The following is an 18,363-nucleotide window of genomic DNA, read 5'->3' on the forward strand; positions in this document are numbered from 1 at the left end:
TGGGGGTGGAGGTAGCTCCACCCTCCTGTGCACGATGGCTGGACCCGGCACGGAAAGGCAGAGCACAGGGCTGCAAGAACCTGCACCGGCAGCGTCCTGCCCGCGCCCGCCCCGCCCGCGGGCCCGCGCGCGACGGATCATGGCGGGACCGGGGCCCGTCAGGGGCCGTGCCACGACAGGGCGAGGGTGGATTCGTATGGGCGTCGCAGGAGCAAGGGGCGTTGCGGGGGCGGGTGCGGGGATCAGGAGCCGCTGGTTCCGGCGCTACCCGGCCACGGACGGGAGCGTGCGGCTGCGCCTCGTCGGCTTCCCGCACGCGGGCGGCACGGCGACCCTCTTCCACGGCTGGGCGGCCCGCCTGCCGGGCGGCGTGGAACTGCTCGCCACCCAGTACCCCGGCCGTCAGGAACGGCTCGCCGAGCCCTGCGCCGAGTCCATGGCGGAGCTCGCCGACCGCATCACCGACGCCCTCGAAGACGTCCTCGGGCCCGGACTCGGCGCCCCCCTCGCCCTGTTCGGGCACAGCCTCGGCTCCGCCGTCGCCTACGAGGTGGCACGCCGCCTCGACGAGCGGCACGGCATCGTGCCCGAGCGCGTCGTCGTCTCCGGGCGCGGCGCCCCGCACACCGAACGCGGCGGCGCCCTCCACCTCCTCGACGACGACGCTCTGATCGCCTCGGCCCGGGGCCTGGGGGACCTCGGCTCCGCCGTCTACGACGACCCCGACCTGCGCCCCCTGCTGCTGCCGTCGCTGCGCGGCGACTTCCGCCTCATCGAGTCCTACCGGCCCGTGGCGCCGGCGCCCCTGCGCGCACCGATCACGGCGGTCGGCGGCGTGGACGACCCGGGCTGCTCCCAGGCCGACCTGCTGTCCTGGCGGCCCCTGACCACATCCACGTACGAGCACCAGGTCTTCCCCGGCGACCACTTCTACCTCGTACCGCACGAGGCGGAACTCCTGGCGTATCTCAACCGGCGGTGGTGAGCGGGGCGTTCGCCTGGGCCTTCCTGCTGCTGAGGTACGAGAGCAGCATCGGCAGGGAACTGGTCAGCAGCAGCACGGCGCCGCCGGCGGCGAGCACCCCGGAGCCGCCCCACTTCTGCCAGGAGCCGCCCGCGATCATCCCGACCGCCACACAGCTGGGCGCCCACAGCAGGCTGCCGAGCAGGGACAGGCCGAGGAAGCGGGTCCAGGGCACGCCGACGGCGCCGCACATCACCGGCACCAGCGTGCGCAGCACCGCGTTGAACCGGCCGAGCAGCACCGCCCGCGCGCTGTAGGCGCCGACGGTGTGCAGCGCCGCGCGGTAGCCGGGAGAGCCGGTCACCCGGGCCGGCAGGTTCGCGACGAGCCGGGGCCCCCACCGGCGCCCCACCAGATGACCGATCACATTGCCCGCCAGCGCGCCGAGCACCGCCATCGCGATCGCGGCGGGGAGCGGCAGCGCGCCGTGGTGGGCGAGCACGCCGCTCGCCATCAAGGCGGTCTGCGAAGGGAACAGCATGCCGAGCAGAGGGAGCGCGGGCTCCGCCATGGGAAGCAGGAAGACGATCAGCAGCGTCAGCCACACGGGCACAGCCGCCAACTGTCCCTGGATCCAGCCCATTTCGGTCCTCTCGCAGTGCCGTCACCCCGTCGTCCGGAGCCCTTACAGCAGACCGCGCGGGGGCGCCCCGGCACATCGCAGGCAGGCCCAGTCCTGGCCGGTAGCCCGTGCCCACCCCGATGGTGGAGCTAGCTGGGTGGTCCGGGCCGGAAAGGTCTCATAACGTGCGGCGCATGCACCCCCCGACGATCTGGACCCGGCTCCATCTGCGCCACTACGTACGCAGCGGCTGGCCCTGGCGCGCCGCGCTGTACCTGCTCAGCAGTGCGGTCCTCGGCCTGATCACCCTGCTCACGCTCGTGCTGCTCGCCGTCGCGGGCAGCGTGCTCACCGTGGTCGTCGTCGGCCTTCCGCTGCTGCTGGTCCTCGTCCTCACCGGGGTGCCGCTGGCCTCGGTCGAGCGCAGCCGGCTGCGTCTGATCGACAGCGAGCCGCTCGCCGATCCGCACCGCGAACCCGACCGCACCGGCCTCACCGCCTGGCTGCGCACCCGGCTCCAGGAACGCGCCACCTGGCGCGAGCTGGGTTACGCGGTGCTCTTCGGCTTCCTGCTGTGGCCCCTCGAAGCGCTGGTCGTGGGCTCCGTCCTCCTCGTGTGCGGCGGGCTGCTCGCGACGCCGGTGATGCTGGCGGTCGACGGCGAGGAGGCGCGGGTCCTCAAGATGTGGATCGTGGACAGCTGGCCCGGGGCGCTCGCGGCGGCGCTCGCCGGGCTGCTGCTGATGCCCGTCTTCGCCTACCCGCTCGGTGCGATCGCCGCGGGCCGGGCCGCCCTGACCCGCTTCCTGCTGGCATCGCCGACCGGCGAACTGAACTCGAAGATCAAGGAGTTGGGCCGCTCCCGGGTCCGTCTCGTGGACGCCTTCGAGGCGGAGCGGCGCCGCATCGAGCGCGATCTGCACGACGGGGCGCAGCAGCGGCTCGTCGCCCTGTCCATGACGCTCGGCCTGGCCCGTCTCGACGCGGCGGACGGCCCGCTCGGCCCGCTGCTCGCCAAGGCGCAGGACGAGGCGGCCACCGCCCTCGTCGAGATCAGGGAGCTGATCCGCGGCATCCACCCCCAAGTCCTCACCGACCGGGGCCTGGTGGCGGCCGTGGAGGATCTGGCGGACCGTTCGACGATCCCCGTCGACGTGGACCTCGACCTGCCGGTCCGGCCCCCGGAGGCGATCGAGACGGCCGTGTACTTCGCGGTCAGCGAGGCCCTCGCCAACGTCGCCAAGCACAGCGGCGCGAGCAGGGCCGTGGTGCGGGGCGGCCTGGAGAACGGGCAGCTGGCCGTGGAGGTCGAGGACGACGGCCACGGGGGCGCGGACACCGAGCGGGGGACGGGCCTGCAGGGCGTCGCCGATCGGGTCTCGGTCCTCGACGGACGCCTGCTGGTGTCCAGTCCGCCCGGCGGCCCCACCGTGTTCCGCCTGCTGGTACCCTGCTCAACCCCCTGATACGACCGCATGATTGAGGAACTGATGCTGCGCATCGTGCTGGCCGAGGACAGTGTCCTGCTCCGCGAAGGACTCGTCGGCCTCATGGAGCGCTTCGGGCACCAGGTGGTCGCAGCGGTGGGGTCCGCGGACGAACTCACCGAGGCGGTCGCCGCGCACGAACCCGACATCGTGGTGACCGACGTGCGGATGCCGCCCGGCTTCTCCGACGAGGGCCTGCGTGCCGCCATCGCCCTGCGCCGCCGCCGGCCCGGACTGCCGATCCTGGTCCTCAGCCAGTACATCCAGCGGTCCTACGCCGAGGACCTGCTCGACTCCTCCGACGGCACCGGGGTCGGCTATCTCCTGAAGGAACGGATCGGCCACGTCGAGGAGTTCGTCGACGCGGTGCACCGGGTCGCGGAGGGCGGCACCGTCGTCGACCCCGAGGTGGTGCGCCAGCTGATCAGGCACCGGCGCGACCCGCTGGCCCGGCTCACCGCGCGGGAGCAGGAGGTGCTCGCGCTGATGGCGGAGGGCAAGTCCAACGCGTCGATCGCCGCGGCCATGGTGGTGAGCGAGGGCACCGTGAGCAAGCACTTCGGGTCCATCCTCACCAAGCTCGACCTCTCCCTCGACGACACGACCAACCGCCGGGTCCTCGCGGTCCTCGCGTACCTCCGCGGCCGGCCCGGGGTGGAAACCGCCTAGCCCGCCGGGTCGCCGCGCGCCGCCGGGGCCGCCCGGGTCGCCTGGCCCGGGCTGGACCGCCGGGGCGGCCCGGACCACCTGGACCGCCGGGACCACCTAAACCACCCGGACCACCCGGACCACCTAAACCGTCAGCAGGCCCCGCTGCGCCGCGACCGCCCCGAGCTGGAAGCGGCTGCGGGCGCCCAGCTTGGTCATCAGCTCGGCGGTGATCCGCCGGCTCGTGCGCACGGAGACCCCGAGCTTGCGGGCGATCACCTCGTCGGTGAGCCCGCCGGCCATGAGGCCGAGCACCGCGCTCTCCTCGTCGCTCAGCTCCCGCGCCCGGCCCGGCGGCCGCTCCTGGCCGAACTGGGACGCCTGCCGCCACACCTGCTCGAACAGGGCGCGCAGCGCGGCCACCGGACCAGGGCTCGACAGCAGCAACGCAGCCCGGTCGGGCTGGTCCGGGTCGAGCGGTACCAGGGCCTTGCTCCGGTCCCAGATCACCATCCTGAGCGGCAGCTGCGGGGCGGTCCTGACCTGCCCGCCCTGCTCGCTCAGCCACTGCGCGTACCGGGTGGTCGGCCGGTCGTTGCGGATGCTGTGCGCGTAGACGCACCGCACCTGCACGGACCTCTCCAGGAGCATCTGGTCGAGCGGCCTCGCCGCGTGCAGCCTGTCGGCCGGCTGGGCACCGCCGGGCAGCAGCGCCTCGGCCTCCTCGCGGCACTCCTGGCTCACCTTTTCGATGCACGCCTGGATCGCATCGGGACCCTGCGCGAGCTGTACCGATTCGATTTCTTCGGTACGGGCTCCGCGCCGGTATTCGGAGATGAGTTTTTCGGCCGCCAATTTACTCTCGGAGAGAGACAGCTGGAGTTTGAGTAATTCCCGCTCCTGGGACTGGACGAGCGACCTCAGACCCAGTTCCGGATCCACCGCCCGCGTGCCTCCGCGGTGTTCCTGCGACGACTGCACCAGCGCCAGTTCGGCGAGCTCGCCCAAGGCCCCGGTGGCCCGGTCGAGCGGCCATCCGAGCTGCTCCGCCATGTCCTGCGGGCTCGCGCCCGGCTGTCTCAGCAGAGCGCGGTAGGCGCGTTCCGCATCCATCCCGACGCCGATCTCCTTGAGCACGCTGGTCCCCCTCCGCTGTCGACTTCGGAGCCGACCCTAGCCCGCGGTCATGTCGGCTCATTTTCTCCGGCCGGAGCCGGGCGAAATCGATGAGAAATAGCGGCGATGATTCGCTGGGGTACGGTCTGTGGCAGCTGAAGAGTTCAGCAACGGAGGGGATTCCAGGACATGCAGAAGAAGACGGGTTTCGTCGTGTCGGTGCTCGGTGCGGTCGCGGTCAACATCGCGCTGATGAGCGGTACGGCCGGCGCTGACGACCTGCCCTGGACGGGCCCCGGCCCCAGCCCCAGCCCCGCCACCACCGTGACGGACGTGACCTCCCTGGTGGGCGGGGCGCTGGACGGGGCCCTGGGCGACGGCGACCTGCCCTGGACCAAGTAGTCCGGACGGGCCGGTGTCACCGGGTGGCCAGGAGACGCTCCAGCGGCACCGGTCGGCCTTCGGCGGAGGCCTCGCCGACGACATCGACGAGGCGGGCGGTGCGTTCCTGCCAGGAGGACGCCGACAGCACGGTGAAGTCCTGATGGGCCCGCCGCAGCCGGTCCACCGCCGCGGTGTCGCCCCGCAGGGCCTCGGAGCAGGCCCGGTCGGTCTCGATCCGTGCCTGCAGGAACCGGTCCCCGACGTCCTCGGCGGCCGTGAACGCCTCGCCCAGTGTCGACTCGGCGGCGTCGTACAGCTCCTGGCGCCACTGGGCCTCGCCCAGCGCGCGCAGCGCGTACGCCTCGCCGAGCCGGTCTCCCTGGGCCCGGGTGAGTTCGATGACCTCCTGGCAGGCCCCGATCACCTCGCGCAGATCGCCGATGCGCAGATACGCCTCGGCGAGCCGGTAGACGTTCTGGGCCCGGCCGCGCACCGACCCGCTCTCGGCACTGGCCGTGATGGCCTGCCGGGTCAGCGCGATCCCGGTGTCGTTGTCACCGCGCTCCAGCTCGATCTGCGCCAGCAGACCGAGGGCGTGCGCGGCGCTGACCGGGTCGTCGGTCTCCCGGAAGCGGGTGAGCGCGGCCCGGCAGTGTTCGGCCGCGCCGTCGAGGTCACCGCGGAAACGAGCGCACAGGGCGAGATTGCGCAGCACCACCGCCCGCTCGTGCGGGTCGTCGGCCCGGTCGAGCAGTTCCATCGCTGAGGTCAGCAGGCCGTCGGCGTCCTGGTAACGGCGCTGGTAGATGGCGAGCGAGCCGAGGGAGCGCAGCATGACGGTGGCACCGAAGGTGTCGTCGGCCCGCCGGGCGCTCTCCAGGGCGCTCTGTGCGGCCTGCTGCCAGTCCTCCTGGTAGTTGCGCATCTCGAACAGCGGCATGGCGCGCGCCGTGAGTTCCCAGGCGTGGGCGGCGGCGTCGTGCCGTGCCGCCGCGCCGACCATGGCGAGGATGGTGCCCCGCTCCGACTCGAACCACTCCAGCGGATCGGCGAGCAGCTCCGTGACCGCGTCCACCGGCAGCTCGTGGGCGAGCCGGGCCGAATGGCGGGGCAGGTGCCCGGCCCCGTAGAGGCGCTGGTGTGCGGAGCCGGCGAGCGTGAGCAGGGTGCCGTAGGCGCGCTCCAGGGCGTCGGCGCGGTCCTCGGCGGAGTCCTCGTCGTGGGCGCGCTCCCACGCGAACAGACGCAGCAGCTCGTGGAAGCGGAAGCGGGCCGACGGTCCGGTCTGCGTCAGGCACAGTTCGACGAGCTGGGCGTCCACGAGCTGTTCGAGCAGGTCCTCGGCCTTCATCAGGTTCACGTCGAGCACGGCGGCGCCCGCCCACGCGGCGAACCCCTCCACCGGGAGTAGCGCGAGGCGCCGGAACAGTACGGCCGCCTCCGGGGTCAACTCCCGGTAGCTGAGCCAGAATCCGGCCCGTACCCCGCCGTCGGAGGGGCTGAGCACGTCGAGCCGGCCGGCTCCGTCCTCCAGGCGTGCGGCGAGCCGCTGCAGCGACCGGTAGGGGCGCGGGGTGAGCCGGCCCGCGGCGATGCGCAGGGCCAGCGGCAGATGCCCGCACAGCTCCGCGAGGCGCGCCGCGGCTTCGGGCTCGGCGGCGACCCGGTCCTGGCCGATCACGGTGGCGAGCATCCGGTCGGCCTCGTGCGCCGTCATCACGTTGAGCTGGATCTGGACCGCCCCGTAGTCGCTGACCAGCTCGTCCAGCGGATCCCGGCTGGTGATCAGCACGATGCACCGGCCGCGCCCCGGCAGCAGCGGCTGGATCTGCCGGAACGAGCGCACGTCGTCCAGGATGACGAGCAGCCGGCGATGGTTCAGCAGGGAGCGGTACAGCGCGGAGCGTTCCTGGAGCCCGGCCGGTATCTGCGTGCTGGGCACCCCGAGCCCGCGGAGCGCCTGGTCGAGGACGGACAGGGACGACAGCGGCCGGTTGGACTTGTCGTAGCCGTGTACGTCGATGAAGAGCTGCCCGTCGGGGAAGCGGTCGGCGACCCGGTTCGCCCAGTGCACGATCAGTGCGCTCTTGCCGATGCCGCTCACCCCGGTGACGACGGCCACGGCCGGCGCGGACCCGTCGGCGCTGCGGCGCAGCAGCGTCTCCAGTGCCTCGATCTCCGGCTCGCGTCCGGTGAACGTGGACAGCGCGAGCGGCAGTTGGGCGGGAGCGTGCGGGGCGGGGTCGGGCTGGGCCACGGGCTCGGCGGTGGCGGCGGCCGCCTTGGCCGGCGGGGGCGTGTCGGTACGGGGCTCGGAGTCGTCGGCGTCCTGGAGGACCCGGCGGTGCATCTCCTGCAGCACGGGTCCGGGTTCGATGCCGAGTTCGTCGACGAGAGCCCGGCGTCCTTCGCGGTAGACCTGAAGCGCCTCGGCGCGCCGGCCGGCCACGTGGTGGGCCTGCATCAGGTGCGCCCGGGCCTGCTCGCGCAGCGGGTTCTCCTTCACGAGCGCCGCCAGTTGCGCGCTGACCTTCTGGTGGTGGCCGAGTCGCAGCTGGAGGGCCGCGTACTCCTCGCACAGATCGAGCCGGAACTCGGCCAGTTGAGCGGAGACGTCGTCGATGTGCGCCCCGGAGAGGCCGTCCAGTGCGGGGCCCCGCCACAGGGCCAGAGCGTGCTCGAACAACGTGGCGGCTTCCTCCGCCTGTTCATTGTGAGCGGCGACCATTCGGGCTCTCGCCACGGACTGGTTCAGGTCTTTCAGATCGATATAGCAGTGTGCGGAGTGGAGTATGTAGCCGGGGTGGCTCGTTTCGATCATTTCCGCGGGCACGGATGCCTCGCGGAAGATTCTTCGCAGCGCGGTAATGCAGATGGCGATTTGGTTCCGTGCGGTGGCCGGAGGGTCTCCCTGCCACACCGCCTCGGTGAGGCTGTCGACCGAGACCACCCGGTCGCAGGAAAGCAACAACGTGGCCAAAACTGATCGTTGACGTGCACTGCTGATCCGGATCGGTACGTCGGCGACGGCTGCTTCGAGTGGTCCGAGCAGCTTGAACGACACCCTTTCGCGCACAGCGAATTCACACCCCCGTCGGCTGTGCGACGCCTTCTCGCCCCGTTGCCCCCACGCCTCGGCATGGGGGAATTGGAAGGGTCGCACCTGTAATGATCGCGAAAAGGAAGGGGAAGTCAACTGTGTTCCGGACATGCCGGTGCGGGCCCTTGCGCAACTCAATTCACGGCATTGGTCCGCTTTGCGGCCGGGCTGCAACCGAGCATAAGGATGCGAGTGTGTCTCAGCGGCTGGTCTCCCGCTCCACCGGGAGCCACAGTTCGGCGTCCGCCTCCGTACCGTCGGGTGACAGGCGGGTGCGGAGGATCTCCGGGCCGGGGCGGGTGCGGTAGGGGTTGGACGGGAACCACTCCATGAACACGTCGCGCCAGAGTTCCTGGATGGCCCGGGGGGCCGGGCCCGACGTGGTGAAGACGGCCCAGGTGCCCGGGGGGACCGAGAGGGAGGTGGTGCCCTCGGGGACCCCCGCCGGGGTCGGGAACGAGGTGATCACGGCCTGGTAGTAGTCGAGTTCCGTGCCCTCCGCGCGGCTCGGGTCCAGGTCGTCGCAGACCGCGACGACGCCCCGCGGCTCCTGGTCGGACAGTTTCTCCAGGGCCTCCACGGCGGTCTTGTCCAGGCCCCGGACGAAATCGATGATCGCCTGGTTCGGGCCGGAGTGGATCAGGGGGATCCGGGTCCTGAAGCCCGTGACGGTGAAGGCCGGGCGGTCGGCGACGCGGTAGTGCATGCTGCTGTTCCCTTCGACGGTGAGGCGGAAGGCCAGCCGGGGCTGGGAGACGAGCACGGCACCGGTGCGCCGGGCCTCGCCCGGACCCACGCCGTGCATCGTGCGGAACGCCCGCGCGAACGCCTCGCCCGAGCCGTAGCCGTAGCGGACCGCGATCTCCAGCAGCGTCGCGCCGCCCGACAGCACCTCCGCGCCCGCGACCGTCAGCCGCCGGCGTCGGATGTACTCCGACAGTGGCATGCCCGACAGGGCCGAGAACATACGGCGCAGGTGGTACTCCGAGGTGCATGCGGTACGCGCCAGATCCGCCACGTCCACGGTGTGGGCGAGGTCCCGTTCGATCCGGTCCATCACCTGGTTGAGCCGGTCCAGCACGTCCGGTCTCCTTCCTTTCGTGCCTTCACGCTAGGCAGCGCGTGCCCTGCCGCACCCGACATCCTGTGCCCGCTCCGGTCGGGTGCCGCCTGCACTGAACGGCGTAGGGGGACCGCGGTCCGGCAGGCGTCCTTAAGGCGTCCCTACCGTGAACGGCTAGCATCGCCCGTCAATCAGTCAGCTGCCGACCGGGACGAGGTGAGGACATGAGGGCGCCCCGGATCGCGGTCGCCGTGGTGACGATGGGCAACCGGCCCGACGAGGTCGACGCCCTGCTGGAGTCCGTGGCCAAGCAGGACGTGCCGCCCGAGCGGATCGTCGTCGTCGGCAACGGCTGCCCGCTGCCCGACTTCGCCCGGCGGCTGTCGCTGCCCGGCGAGGTCACCGCCGTCGAGCTCGACGAGAACCTCGGCTGCCCCGGCGGGCGCAATGCGGCCCTCGCCCGGCTGCGGGAGTTCGGCGACATCGACGTCGTGGTGGACCTGGACGACGACGGTCTGCTCGTCGACCCCGATGTGCTGCGCCGCGTACGGGATCTGTACGCCGCCGACGAGCGGCTCGGCATCGTCGGCTTCCGCATCGCCGACGACCTCGGTGAGACGCAGCAGCGGCACGTGCCCCGGATCGGCAACTCGGACCCCCTCCGCGGCGGTTACGTCACCGGCTTCCTCGGCGGCGGGCACGCCCTGCGGATGGCGATGCTCGACGAGGTCGGCGACTGGCCCGCCGAGTTCTTCTTCGCGCACGAGGAGACCGACCTCGCATGGCGCGCGGCGGATGCCGGCTGGCGGATCCTGTACGCGCCGGAGCTGCTGCTCCGGCATCCGAAGACCTCGCCCGCCCGGCACGCCATCTACTACCGGGTGAACGCCCGCAACCGGGTCTGGCTGGCCCGCCGCCGGCTGCCGCTCGCGCTCGTCCCCGTCCACCTGGGGGTGTGGGTGCTGCTCACCCTCGCCCGGAACCGGTCGGGCGCGGGGCTGCGCGCGTGGTTCGGCGGATTCGTGGAAGGCGTACGGGAGCCGGCGGGGGAGCGGCGGCCCATGCGGTGGCGGACCGTGTGGCGGCTCACCCGGCTGGGGCGGCCGCCCGTCGTCTGACGCCTGCCGGCAAGGCCGGCCGGGCGCAGGAGAGGTTGAGTGGGCCCCGGCCGTTCACCTCCGCCGACCGGGACCCGGACCCGGCCGCGGCGGCGACACTCCCCCGAGTTGCGCGTCCAGACGCGCGCACCGCCGGGCCAGATCCGATGTAGTGATCACATCAGCCTTTGCCAACGGATCGCTAACATATGGCCAACGGTTCGCCGTCGCGTCGTCTGCCGGTCGGCCGGAAGTCGCCGGTCCGAGGCCGGCGACGGCCGGGGCGGCGGCGGATTCCCGCGGAGCAGGCGAAGATCAAGGTGGCGGAAATCAACTGCCCGGGGGTGGGTTCGTCAGGGCGGGGTGCACGGGGGAGAGTGGCGTGACGATGCGGTTCGGGCTGTTGGGGCCGCCGGTGCTGTTCTACGACGCCCAGGGCGTCGCCCGGGACACGGCCCGGGCCATCGCAGGCCCCAAGTCCCGTGTACTGCTGACCGCGTTGCTCCTCGACGCCGGGCGGGCCGTCTCCGTCGAGTCGCTCAAGGACGCGCTGTGGGGCGAGACGGCGCCCGTGTCCGCCCAGGCCTCGCTGCACAACCACATCGCCCGGCTGCGACGGCTGCTCGACGATCCGGAACGGCTGCGCACCGTGCCGTCCGGGTACGTGCTGCGGATCGACGAGGGCGAGCTGGACGTCCACCTCTTCGACGCCCGCGTCGCCGAGGCGCGTGCCGCGCACACCGGCCGGGACCGGGAGCGGGTCGTGCGCGTGTGCACGGACGCGCTCGCCCTGTGGCGGGGTGCGCCGCTCGCCGGACTGCCGCCCGAGGTGGGCGGGTACGCCTTCGCGCAGCGGCTGTGCGAGGCCCGGCTGCTGCTCCTGGAGTGGCGCTACGACGCCGAGTTGGCTCTGGGCGGCCCACGGCTCCACGAGCTGGTGCCGGAGTTGGCGGTGCTGACGGGCGAGTATCCGCTGCGGGAGGTGTTCTACCGGCAGTTGATGCTCGCCCTGCACCGCACCGGCCGTCAGGCCGAGGCCCTGGCCGTCCACCGCGACCTGCGCACCCGCCTCGTCGGCCAGCTCGGCGTCGAGCCGGGGCCGGGGGTGCGGGAGGCGCATGTCGAGGTGCTGCGGGGGGTCACGGGGGGCGGTGGCGCGGGGGAGCCCGGTGAACCGGACCGGCCGGTACCCGCTCCGGCCCAACTGCCGCCTTCTCCGACCCATTTCATCGGCCGCGCCGCCCTGTGCGCGTCCCTGCGGCGCGCGCTCACGGCACCCGGTCCGCACCCCACCGCCGTCATCAGCGGCATGGCCGGCGTCGGCAAGAGCGCGCTCGCCCTGCACGTCGCCCATCAGCTGGCGGAACGTTTCCCCGATGGGCAGATCCACCTCGACCTGCACGGCGCCACCCCGGGCATGACCCCGCTCACCGCTGCTCAGGCGGTCACCGCCCTGCTGCGTGACCTCGGTACCGAACCCCGCCGCATCCCGGAACAGCCCGACGCCGCAGCCGCGTTGCTGCGCTCGCTGCTCGCGCCGACGCGCACGCTCCTGGTGCTGGACGACGCCGCGAGTGCCGCGCAGGTACGGCCGCTCCTGCCGGGGGGTGCCGGGTGCGGGGTGATCGTCACCAGCCGTTCGCCGCTGACCGCCCTCGACGGCGCGGCCAGGTTTCCGCTCGCCCCGCTGTCGGACGAGGAGAGCGCCGAACTCCTGCGCAGGGCCTCGGGCCGCGACGGCCTGGACGGTACGGACGCCGCCCGGCTCCTCGTCGAGCTCACGGGCAGGCTCCCGCTGGCCCTGCGCATCGTCGCCGCGCGGCTCGCCGCACGCCCGGCCCTGACCCCCGGCACCCTGGCCGGACAACTCGCCGCCGCGGACAGCCGCTTGCACCACCTGGAGTACGACGACCTGAGCGTCCGCCGCTCCCTGGCCGTCGCGCACGACGCCCTCGCCGCCTCCGAGCGGGAGACCGACCGGGACGCGGCCCGCACCCTGTGCCGCATCGGCGCGCTCGGCCTGCCCACGTACGGCGCCCCGCTGCTCGCCCGCCTCACCGGCACCGGCGAACCCCGCACCGAGGCCGCCCTGGAACGCCTCCTCGACGTGGCCCTGCTGGAGGAGTCGGCGTACGGCCGCTACGCACCGCACGACCTGGTGCGCGACTTCGCCCGCGAACGGGCCGGTGAGGGGGACACCGCCGATGCCACCGACACCGCCGATGCCACCGACACCGTCGGCACGGCACTGCACTGGTACGCGGCCGTCGCCGAACGCGTCCTCGCCGCGATCGTGCAACCCGGCCCCGACCTGGACGACCGCCGCAGGCCCACCCCGTCCCAGCCGAGCGGCCACACGGCCCACGTCGGCACCGTCGCCCCCTTCGCCGGCCCCGGGGCGGCCTTCGCCTGGGGGGACAGGGAGCTGGAGAACGTCGTCACCCTGGTCGAGCGGTACGCGGACGACCCGTCCGGGCAGCGCGCGGGCCTGGTCTGCACCCTCGTCCGGCTGATCTTTCCCTACGCGCATCGCCGCGGGCGCGTCGCCGAGACGGAGGTGCTCGGACAGGCCGGCCTCCGGGTGGCCCGCCGGCTCGCAGACGCGGAGGCGGAGGCGTACGCGCTGGCCGACCTGGCCGGGGTGCACTTCCTGACCGGCCGGCACAACGACGCCCTCGCGCTCAACGACCAAGCGCTCGCCCTCTGGCAGCGGCTGGACCACCCCTCCTGGATCCGCCGCTGCCTCAACAACCGCGGCCTGCTGCTGGACGGGCTCGGCCGGCGCACCGAGGCGGGTGAGGCACTCGCGCGGAGCCTTCAGTACGCGCGGCAGCTGAACGACCCGTACGGCGAGGCCGTCACCCACAGCCACCTCGGCAACCTCGTCGAGCACACCGACCCGCGGGCCGCCATCGAGCGGCACCGGCGGTCGCTCGCCCTCGGGGACGAGATCGGCGCCGTGATCCTGCGGCACTCCGCGCACTGCAACATCGGGTACGCGCATCTGCGGCTCGGTCAGCCGGCCGCCGCCCTGCCGCACTTCGAGGAGAGTCTGCGCATCCTCGGCGGCCACGGCGACTGGCACGGGGAGTCCCAGACCCGGCTCGGTCTGGTCCGTGCCCTGCGGCTGCTGGGCCGCGGCGGGCGGGCCGCCCGTGAGTGCGCCGAGCTGCTGAGCCTGGCCGACGCCCGCGCCGACCGCTACACCGGCGCTCTCGCCCGCCACCAGCACGGGCTGCTGCTGCGGGAGCGGGGGCACATCGACGCGGCGCGCGAGGCGTGGAACTCGGCTCTCGCGGCCCTGGAGGGAACGGACGAGCAGACGGTCGTCACAGAGCTACGCGCGTTGCTCGCACCCGAAGACCGGTCACCCGGCGTCCTCGACGACACCCCGCCCGGTCCGGCTACTTGGCGTCCGCGTAGCACTCCACCACCGCCGTCGTGAACGGGAACCGCACGGGCGTCTCCCCGAAGGTCAGCCGTCCGGCCAGGGCAGCGGCCTCGCGGATCGCCGCCACGACCGTCTCCGTCTCCTCCTCGGGGCAGTGCACGATCACCTCGTCGTGCTGGAAGAAGACCAGCTCGGCCGCCAGCCCCGCGCAGGCCTTGCGCAGCGCGGCGAGCAGCAGCAACGCCCAGTCGGCGGCGCTGCCCTGGACGACGAAGTTGCGGGCGAAGCGGCCGCGGGCGCGGGCGTTCGTGGACGCGTAGCCGGGCACCCACTGCCCGCCGTCGGGCTGGTCGTCCTCCCCGGAGCCGGAGCCGGAGCCGGAGCCGGAGCCGGAGCCAAAGCCGGTGCCGACGGCGGCCGTGGGGATGCCGGCCTCCTCCGTCGCGTCGTCCGTGCCCCGGGCCGCGGGCGGGCAGGTCCGGCCGAGCCAGGTCCGCACGAGCCGGCCCTCCTCACCGGCCCGGGCCGCGTCGTCGACGTACGCCACCGCCCTGGGGAAGCGGCGTCTGAGCGCGGCGAGGTTCTTCAGGCCGTCCCCGGAGGTCTGGCCGTAGACCGCGCCGAGCACGGCGAGTTTGGCCTGGGAGCGGTCGCCGGAGAAGGCGCGGTCGGAGACGGACTGGTACAGGTCGGTCTCCCGGCCTGCCACCTCCATCAGGCCGGGGTCGCGGGAGATCGCGGCGAGGACACGCGGCTCCATCTGGTCGGCGTCGGCGACGACGAGCCGCCAGCCGGGGTCGGCGACCACGGCCCGCCGGATCACCTTGGGGATCTGGAGCCCGCCCCCGCCGTTGGTGACCCAGCGCCCCGTCACCGTCCCGCCCGCGAGGAACTCGGGTCTGAACCGCCCCTCGCGCACCCAGTCCTGGAGCCAGGACCAGCCGTGGGCCACCCAGATGCGGTACAGCTTCTTGTACTCGACGAGGGGCTTCACGGCCGGGTGGTCGACGGTCTCGATCTCCCAGCGGCGGGTCGAGGAGATCTTGATCCCGGCCTGGGCGAAGGCCTTGACCACGTCGGCGGGCAGGTCGGGGCGGACCCGGCGGCCGAACGCGGCGGACACCTCGTCGGCCAGTTCGGCCAGGCGGCGTGGCTCACCGCCGCCCGCGTACCGGTCGCCCAGCAGGTCGTGCAGCACGGCGCGGTGCACCTCGGCGCTCCAGGGCAGCCCGGCGCGGTTCATCTCGGCGGCCACCAGCATGCCCGCCGACTCGGCTGCCGTCAGCAGCCGCATCCGGTCGGGGTGCTCCGCCCGCTCGTGCCGTCTGTGCTGCTCGGCGTAGACGGCGAGGAGGTCCGCCAGGGGCAGGTGGACGCCCTGCGGCTCGAACAGCGAGGACTGCGAGCCCGGTTCGGCGGAGCGCTGCGGGGGATCGGGCGGCACGGGGCCGCCGCGCAGCCGGGCCAGGGCGGCCGCGGCCGAGCGGGGTTCCCCGTAGCGCCCCTCGTGGCCGAGGAGGAGGGTTTCGGCGGCCTCGATGTCGTAGCACCGCTCGGCTCGCACCCCCGTGGCGAGCAGGCGCGGGTAGATCTCGGCGGTGGAACGCCACACCCACCGCGTGACGCCGGGGCGGCTCCGGACGGTCTCGGCGGCGTCCGTCTCCCGGCGCACCGGGCCGGAGGGCAGCCCGTCCGGACCGAGGGGGGCGACGTCCACGCCACCGTCCTCGGCCGGAGCGAGTGCCCACCGGTCGGCCATGTCGCGAGTGTGACAGGGGGGTCTGACAACGCCCCCGACGCTCGCCTCCGTGGAGGACCTCGCCAGGCCTCTTGAGGCGGGTCAGGCCTGGTCCGTCTCCTGCTGCGCCTGCATGATCTTCTCCAGCACCGTCCCGATGTACTGCTCGGCGCGCTCCTTGTCGATGCCGAGGCCGCTGAGGACGCCCTCGCCGTTCTCGTGCTCCAGCAGGGCGAGCAGGATGTGCTCGGTTCCGATGTAGTTGTGGCCGAGGCGCAGGGCCTCGCGGAAGGTGAGCTCCAGGACCTTCTTGGCCGCCTGGCCGTACGGCACGAGCTCCGGGACCTCGTCGAGGGCGGGCGGAAGCGCCGCCGTCGCCGCCTCGCGGACCGCGTCGAGCGAGACGCCCTGCTTGATGATCGCCTTCGCGGCGAGGCCGTCCGGCTCGGCCAGCAGACCGAGGACGAGGTGCTCGGGCAGGCCCTCGGCGTTGCGGGCGGCCTTGGACGCGGTGTGCGCGGCCATCACCGTGTTGCGGGCGCGGGGCGTGTACCGGTTGAAGCCCTGGCTCGGGTCGAGGTCGTTCGACTCCTTCGGCACGAACCGCTTCTGCGCGGCCTGCCGGGTGACGCCCATGCTCTTGCCGATGTCCGTCCAGGACGCGCCGGACCGCCGGGCCTGGTCGACGAAGTGGCCGATCAGGTGGTCGGCCACGTCGCCCAGGTGGTCCGCGGCGATCACCGCGTCCTGGAGCTGGTCCAGCGGCTCGGGGTGGACCTTCTTGATGGCCGCGATGAGGTCGTCGAGACGGATGGATGACGTGGTGTCGGGGTTCGTCATGTGTCAACCGTAGGTTGCGCCCTGACGGGTGTCAACCTTGGGTTGACATCCGTGCCGAGGGGGCAGCATGGCACCATCGGCCCGTGAGTACGTCCAGCACCGTCGATCGCGCGTTCGCGTCGGCTCTCTACGAGACCGGCGAGACGGCCCTGGACGCCGGCGCGTCCCTGCTCGCCTCCGACCCGGCGGCCGACGCCGAACTCGCCCGGCGCGGGCACGAGTTCGTGGCCGGGGCGTGGCGGCGCGGCTGGCAGCCGGCCGATGTCGTGCGGATCGTGCGGCGCGAGCTCGACGACGTGCACGTGCTGCTGGTGGCCGCGCTGATCCGCGGACAGGCCCCCGGCGACGGTCCCCGGGGCCGCCGCTGGAACGCCCAGCTCGCGGAGGTCCCCGACGACGCCCCGCCCCGCACCGACCGCTTCTCGCACGCCACCGCCGTACTGGAGCTGTACCGCCTGCTGCTGCGGCTGCCGACGCTGGAGGCCCTCGACGAGGCGCCCGGGCAGGCATCCGGAGGGGCGGGGACCGGGTCCCGCATGCTCACCCGTATCCGCGCGCTGCTCGCCAAGGCGGAGGCCACCGGGTTCCCGGAGGAGGCCGAGGCGCTCAGTGCCAAGGCGCAGGAGCTGATGGCCCGGCACAGTGTCGACGAGGCGCTGCTCGCGGCGCGGGCGCCGTCGCCGGACGCGCCCGGGGCCTGCCGGATCGGGGTCGAGCCGCCGTACGAGCAGGCCAAGGCGGTGCTGCTGGACGCCGTCGCCGGTGCCAACCACTGCCGGGCGGTGTGGAACGAGCCCCTCGGCTTCTCCACCGTCGTCGGCTTCGAAACCGACCTGGAGGCGGTCGAACTCCTCTACACCTCGCTCCTCATGCAGGCCACGACCGCGCTGACCAAGGCGGAGGCGGCGCTGGGGGTGCCCAGAGCTCGGGGGAGGGCGGGCGGCCGCAAGCGCACCAAGACGTTCCGGCAGTCCTTCCTCGCGGCGTACGCCCACCGCATCGGCACCCGCCTGGCCGCGGCGGCCGAGACCCAGGTGACCGACGACCTGCTGCCGGTCCTCGCCTCCCGTGAGGTCGCCGTGACCGGGCGGCTGGACCGGATGTTCCCGGAGACGACCACGACCCGGCTGCGCGGGGTGCGCGACGCGGCGGGCTGGACGGAGGGCGCGCAGGCGGCGGACCGCGCCCAGGTCCGGCACCGGCCGCCGCTGCGCTGACGCCTGCCGCGCCGCTCTCCCGTCAGTCGCCCGAGGTCTCGAAGCCGCTCACCGAGGCCTGCGTTCCGTTCGTCCGGGCGACCTCGCCGTACGTCCACTCCAGGTCGTGCGCGGTGTTGGTGTCGCCGGGCAGGGTGAAGGACGCCTGGTGCACGTCGAGGCTCTCCGCGGAGCCCGCCTCGCCCCGGACGTAGGTGATCGTGAAGGACGTGGTGTTGCCCTTTGCGAGGGTCAGCGACTGGGCCTGCGCGCCCTCGTCCGGGGAAACGGACGTCGTGCCGTCCTTGAAGTGCAGGTCGACGCCGGGAAAGCCCTTCAGCGAGCACTGCGCACCCTTGTTGGTGAGTGTGACGGTGACGGTGCCGGTGTCCCCGGCGGCCGGGGCGGCGCCCGCACCGACCTCCACGCCCATGTCGCCGAGCACGCACGCCGAACCGCTCTTCCGGTCCGCGTTCTTGACGTCGTCACCACCGGTCTTGTCGTCGTCGCAGCCGGTCAGCAGGAGCGTCGCGGCGAGGGCGGCGGCCAGGGTGAGGGGGAAGGGGCGCATGGGGTCCTCTGGGCATGTCGTACGGAAGCGGCTTCGGGCCCCTGGATCATCACGCACGCGGCTCCGACACGGGCACCCACCCCCTGCGATTCCCCCGAACGCCGGACGCCCACACGCCCTCACCACCCTCCAGACACGGGCCGGTT

General features: G+C 73.2%; 14 protein-coding genes. 7 read left to right on the forward strand and 7 right to left on the reverse strand.

Annotated features, from left to right (window positions below):
* Window positions 1–196 precede the first annotated feature (196 nt).
* The gene (locus tag RFN52_RS22395) at window positions 197–985 is read left to right on the forward strand and encodes a thioesterase II family protein (protein ID WP_184848404.1); all 789 of its coding nucleotides are present in this window, start codon (window positions 197–199) and stop codon (window positions 983–985) included.
* Here the strand turns inward: RFN52_RS22395 and RFN52_RS22400 are convergent.
* Complete coding sequence (locus tag RFN52_RS22400; RefSeq protein ID WP_184848405.1) at window positions 969–1,607, reverse strand: DedA family protein; 639 nt, start codon at window positions 1,605–1,607, stop codon at window positions 969–971. The genes RFN52_RS22395 and RFN52_RS22400 overlap by 17 nt on opposite strands.
* 173 nt (window positions 1,608–1,780) lie before the next feature.
* Here RFN52_RS22400 and RFN52_RS22405 point away from each other — a divergent pair, with 173 nt between their 5' ends.
* Both RFN52_RS22405 and RFN52_RS22410 read left to right on the forward strand, forming a co-directional pair.
* Window positions 1,781–3,052 carry a sensor histidine kinase gene (locus tag RFN52_RS22405; protein WP_184848407.1) on the forward strand — a complete coding sequence of 424 codons (1,272 nt, stop codon included), beginning with the start codon at window positions 1,781–1,783 and terminating at the stop codon, window positions 3,050–3,052.
* A 24-nt stretch (window positions 3,053–3,076) separates the two neighbouring features.
* Window positions 3,077–3,742: a response regulator transcription factor gene (locus RFN52_RS22410; protein ID WP_150485478.1), complete on the forward strand. Its 666-nt coding sequence runs from the start codon at window positions 3,077–3,079 to the stop codon at window positions 3,740–3,742.
* A gap of 123 nt (window positions 3,743–3,865) precedes the next feature.
* On the opposite strand, the gene RFN52_RS22415 is transcribed toward RFN52_RS22410, so the two are convergent.
* Window positions 3,866–4,858: a LuxR C-terminal-related transcriptional regulator gene (locus RFN52_RS22415; RefSeq protein ID WP_229856668.1), complete on the reverse strand. Its 993-nt coding sequence runs from the start codon at window positions 4,856–4,858 to the stop codon at window positions 3,866–3,868.
* A gap of 168 nt (window positions 4,859–5,026) precedes the next feature.
* On the opposite strand from RFN52_RS22415, the gene RFN52_RS22420 reads away from it, so the two are divergent.
* Window positions 5,027–5,239 (forward strand): hypothetical protein, encoded by a 213-nt coding sequence (locus RFN52_RS22420; protein WP_184848409.1) that lies wholly within the window; start codon window positions 5,027–5,029, stop codon window positions 5,237–5,239.
* Window positions 5,240–5,255: 16 nt separating this feature from the next.
* Here the strand turns inward: RFN52_RS22420 and RFN52_RS22425 are convergent, their stop codons facing one another.
* Both RFN52_RS22425 and RFN52_RS22430 read right to left on the reverse strand, forming a co-directional pair.
* The gene (locus RFN52_RS22425) at window positions 5,256–8,432 is read right to left on the reverse strand and encodes an AfsR/SARP family transcriptional regulator (protein WP_308432000.1); all 3,177 of its coding nucleotides are present in this window, start codon (window positions 8,430–8,432) and stop codon (window positions 5,256–5,258) included.
* Window positions 8,433–8,520: 88 nt separating this feature from the next.
* On the reverse strand, window positions 8,521–9,402 hold the full coding sequence (locus RFN52_RS22430; protein WP_184848413.1) for an AraC family transcriptional regulator: 882 nt from the start codon (window positions 9,400–9,402) through the stop codon (window positions 8,521–8,523).
* A 206-nt stretch (window positions 9,403–9,608) separates the two neighbouring features.
* Here RFN52_RS22430 and RFN52_RS22435 point away from each other — a divergent pair, with 206 nt between their 5' ends.
* Window positions 9,609–10,502 carry a glycosyltransferase family 2 protein gene (locus RFN52_RS22435; protein WP_184848415.1) on the forward strand — a complete coding sequence of 298 codons (894 nt, stop codon included), beginning with the start codon at window positions 9,609–9,611 and terminating at the stop codon, window positions 10,500–10,502.
* A 367-nt stretch (window positions 10,503–10,869) separates the two neighbouring features.
* Window positions 10,870–13,926 (forward strand): AfsR/SARP family transcriptional regulator, encoded by a 3,057-nt coding sequence (locus RFN52_RS22440; protein ID WP_311241230.1) that lies wholly within the window; start codon window positions 10,870–10,872, stop codon window positions 13,924–13,926.
* Here the strand turns inward: RFN52_RS22440 and RFN52_RS22445 are convergent.
* Both RFN52_RS22445 and RFN52_RS22450 read right to left on the reverse strand, forming a co-directional pair.
* Window positions 13,886–15,631, reverse strand: coding sequence for a bifunctional 3'-5' exonuclease/DNA polymerase (locus tag RFN52_RS22445; protein ID WP_184848417.1), 1,746 nt, complete (start codon window positions 15,629–15,631; stop codon window positions 13,886–13,888). The genes RFN52_RS22440 and RFN52_RS22445 overlap by 41 nt on opposite strands.
* Before the next feature lie 81 nt (window positions 15,632–15,712).
* Window positions 15,713–16,450 carry a Clp protease N-terminal domain-containing protein gene (locus tag RFN52_RS22450; protein ID WP_184848419.1) on the reverse strand — a complete coding sequence of 246 codons (738 nt, stop codon included), beginning with the start codon at window positions 16,448–16,450 and terminating at the stop codon, window positions 15,713–15,715.
* A gap of 83 nt (window positions 16,451–16,533) precedes the next feature.
* On the opposite strand from RFN52_RS22450, the gene RFN52_RS22455 reads away from it, so the two are divergent.
* Window positions 16,534–17,667 (forward strand): DUF2786 domain-containing protein, encoded by a 1,134-nt coding sequence (locus RFN52_RS22455; protein ID WP_184848421.1) that lies wholly within the window; start codon window positions 16,534–16,536, stop codon window positions 17,665–17,667.
* Between the two features lie 22 nt (window positions 17,668–17,689).
* On the opposite strand, the gene RFN52_RS22460 is transcribed toward RFN52_RS22455, so the two are convergent.
* On the reverse strand, window positions 17,690–18,217 hold the full coding sequence (locus tag RFN52_RS22460) for a DUF4232 domain-containing protein (RefSeq protein ID WP_184848423.1): 528 nt from the start codon (window positions 18,215–18,217) through the stop codon (window positions 17,690–17,692).
* Window positions 18,218–18,363: the final 146 nt, after the last annotated feature.

The sequence above is a fragment of the Streptomyces collinus genome (assembly GCF_031348265.1).
Taxonomy (GTDB): Bacteria; Actinomycetota; Actinomycetes; order Streptomycetales; family Streptomycetaceae; genus Streptomyces; species Streptomyces collinus.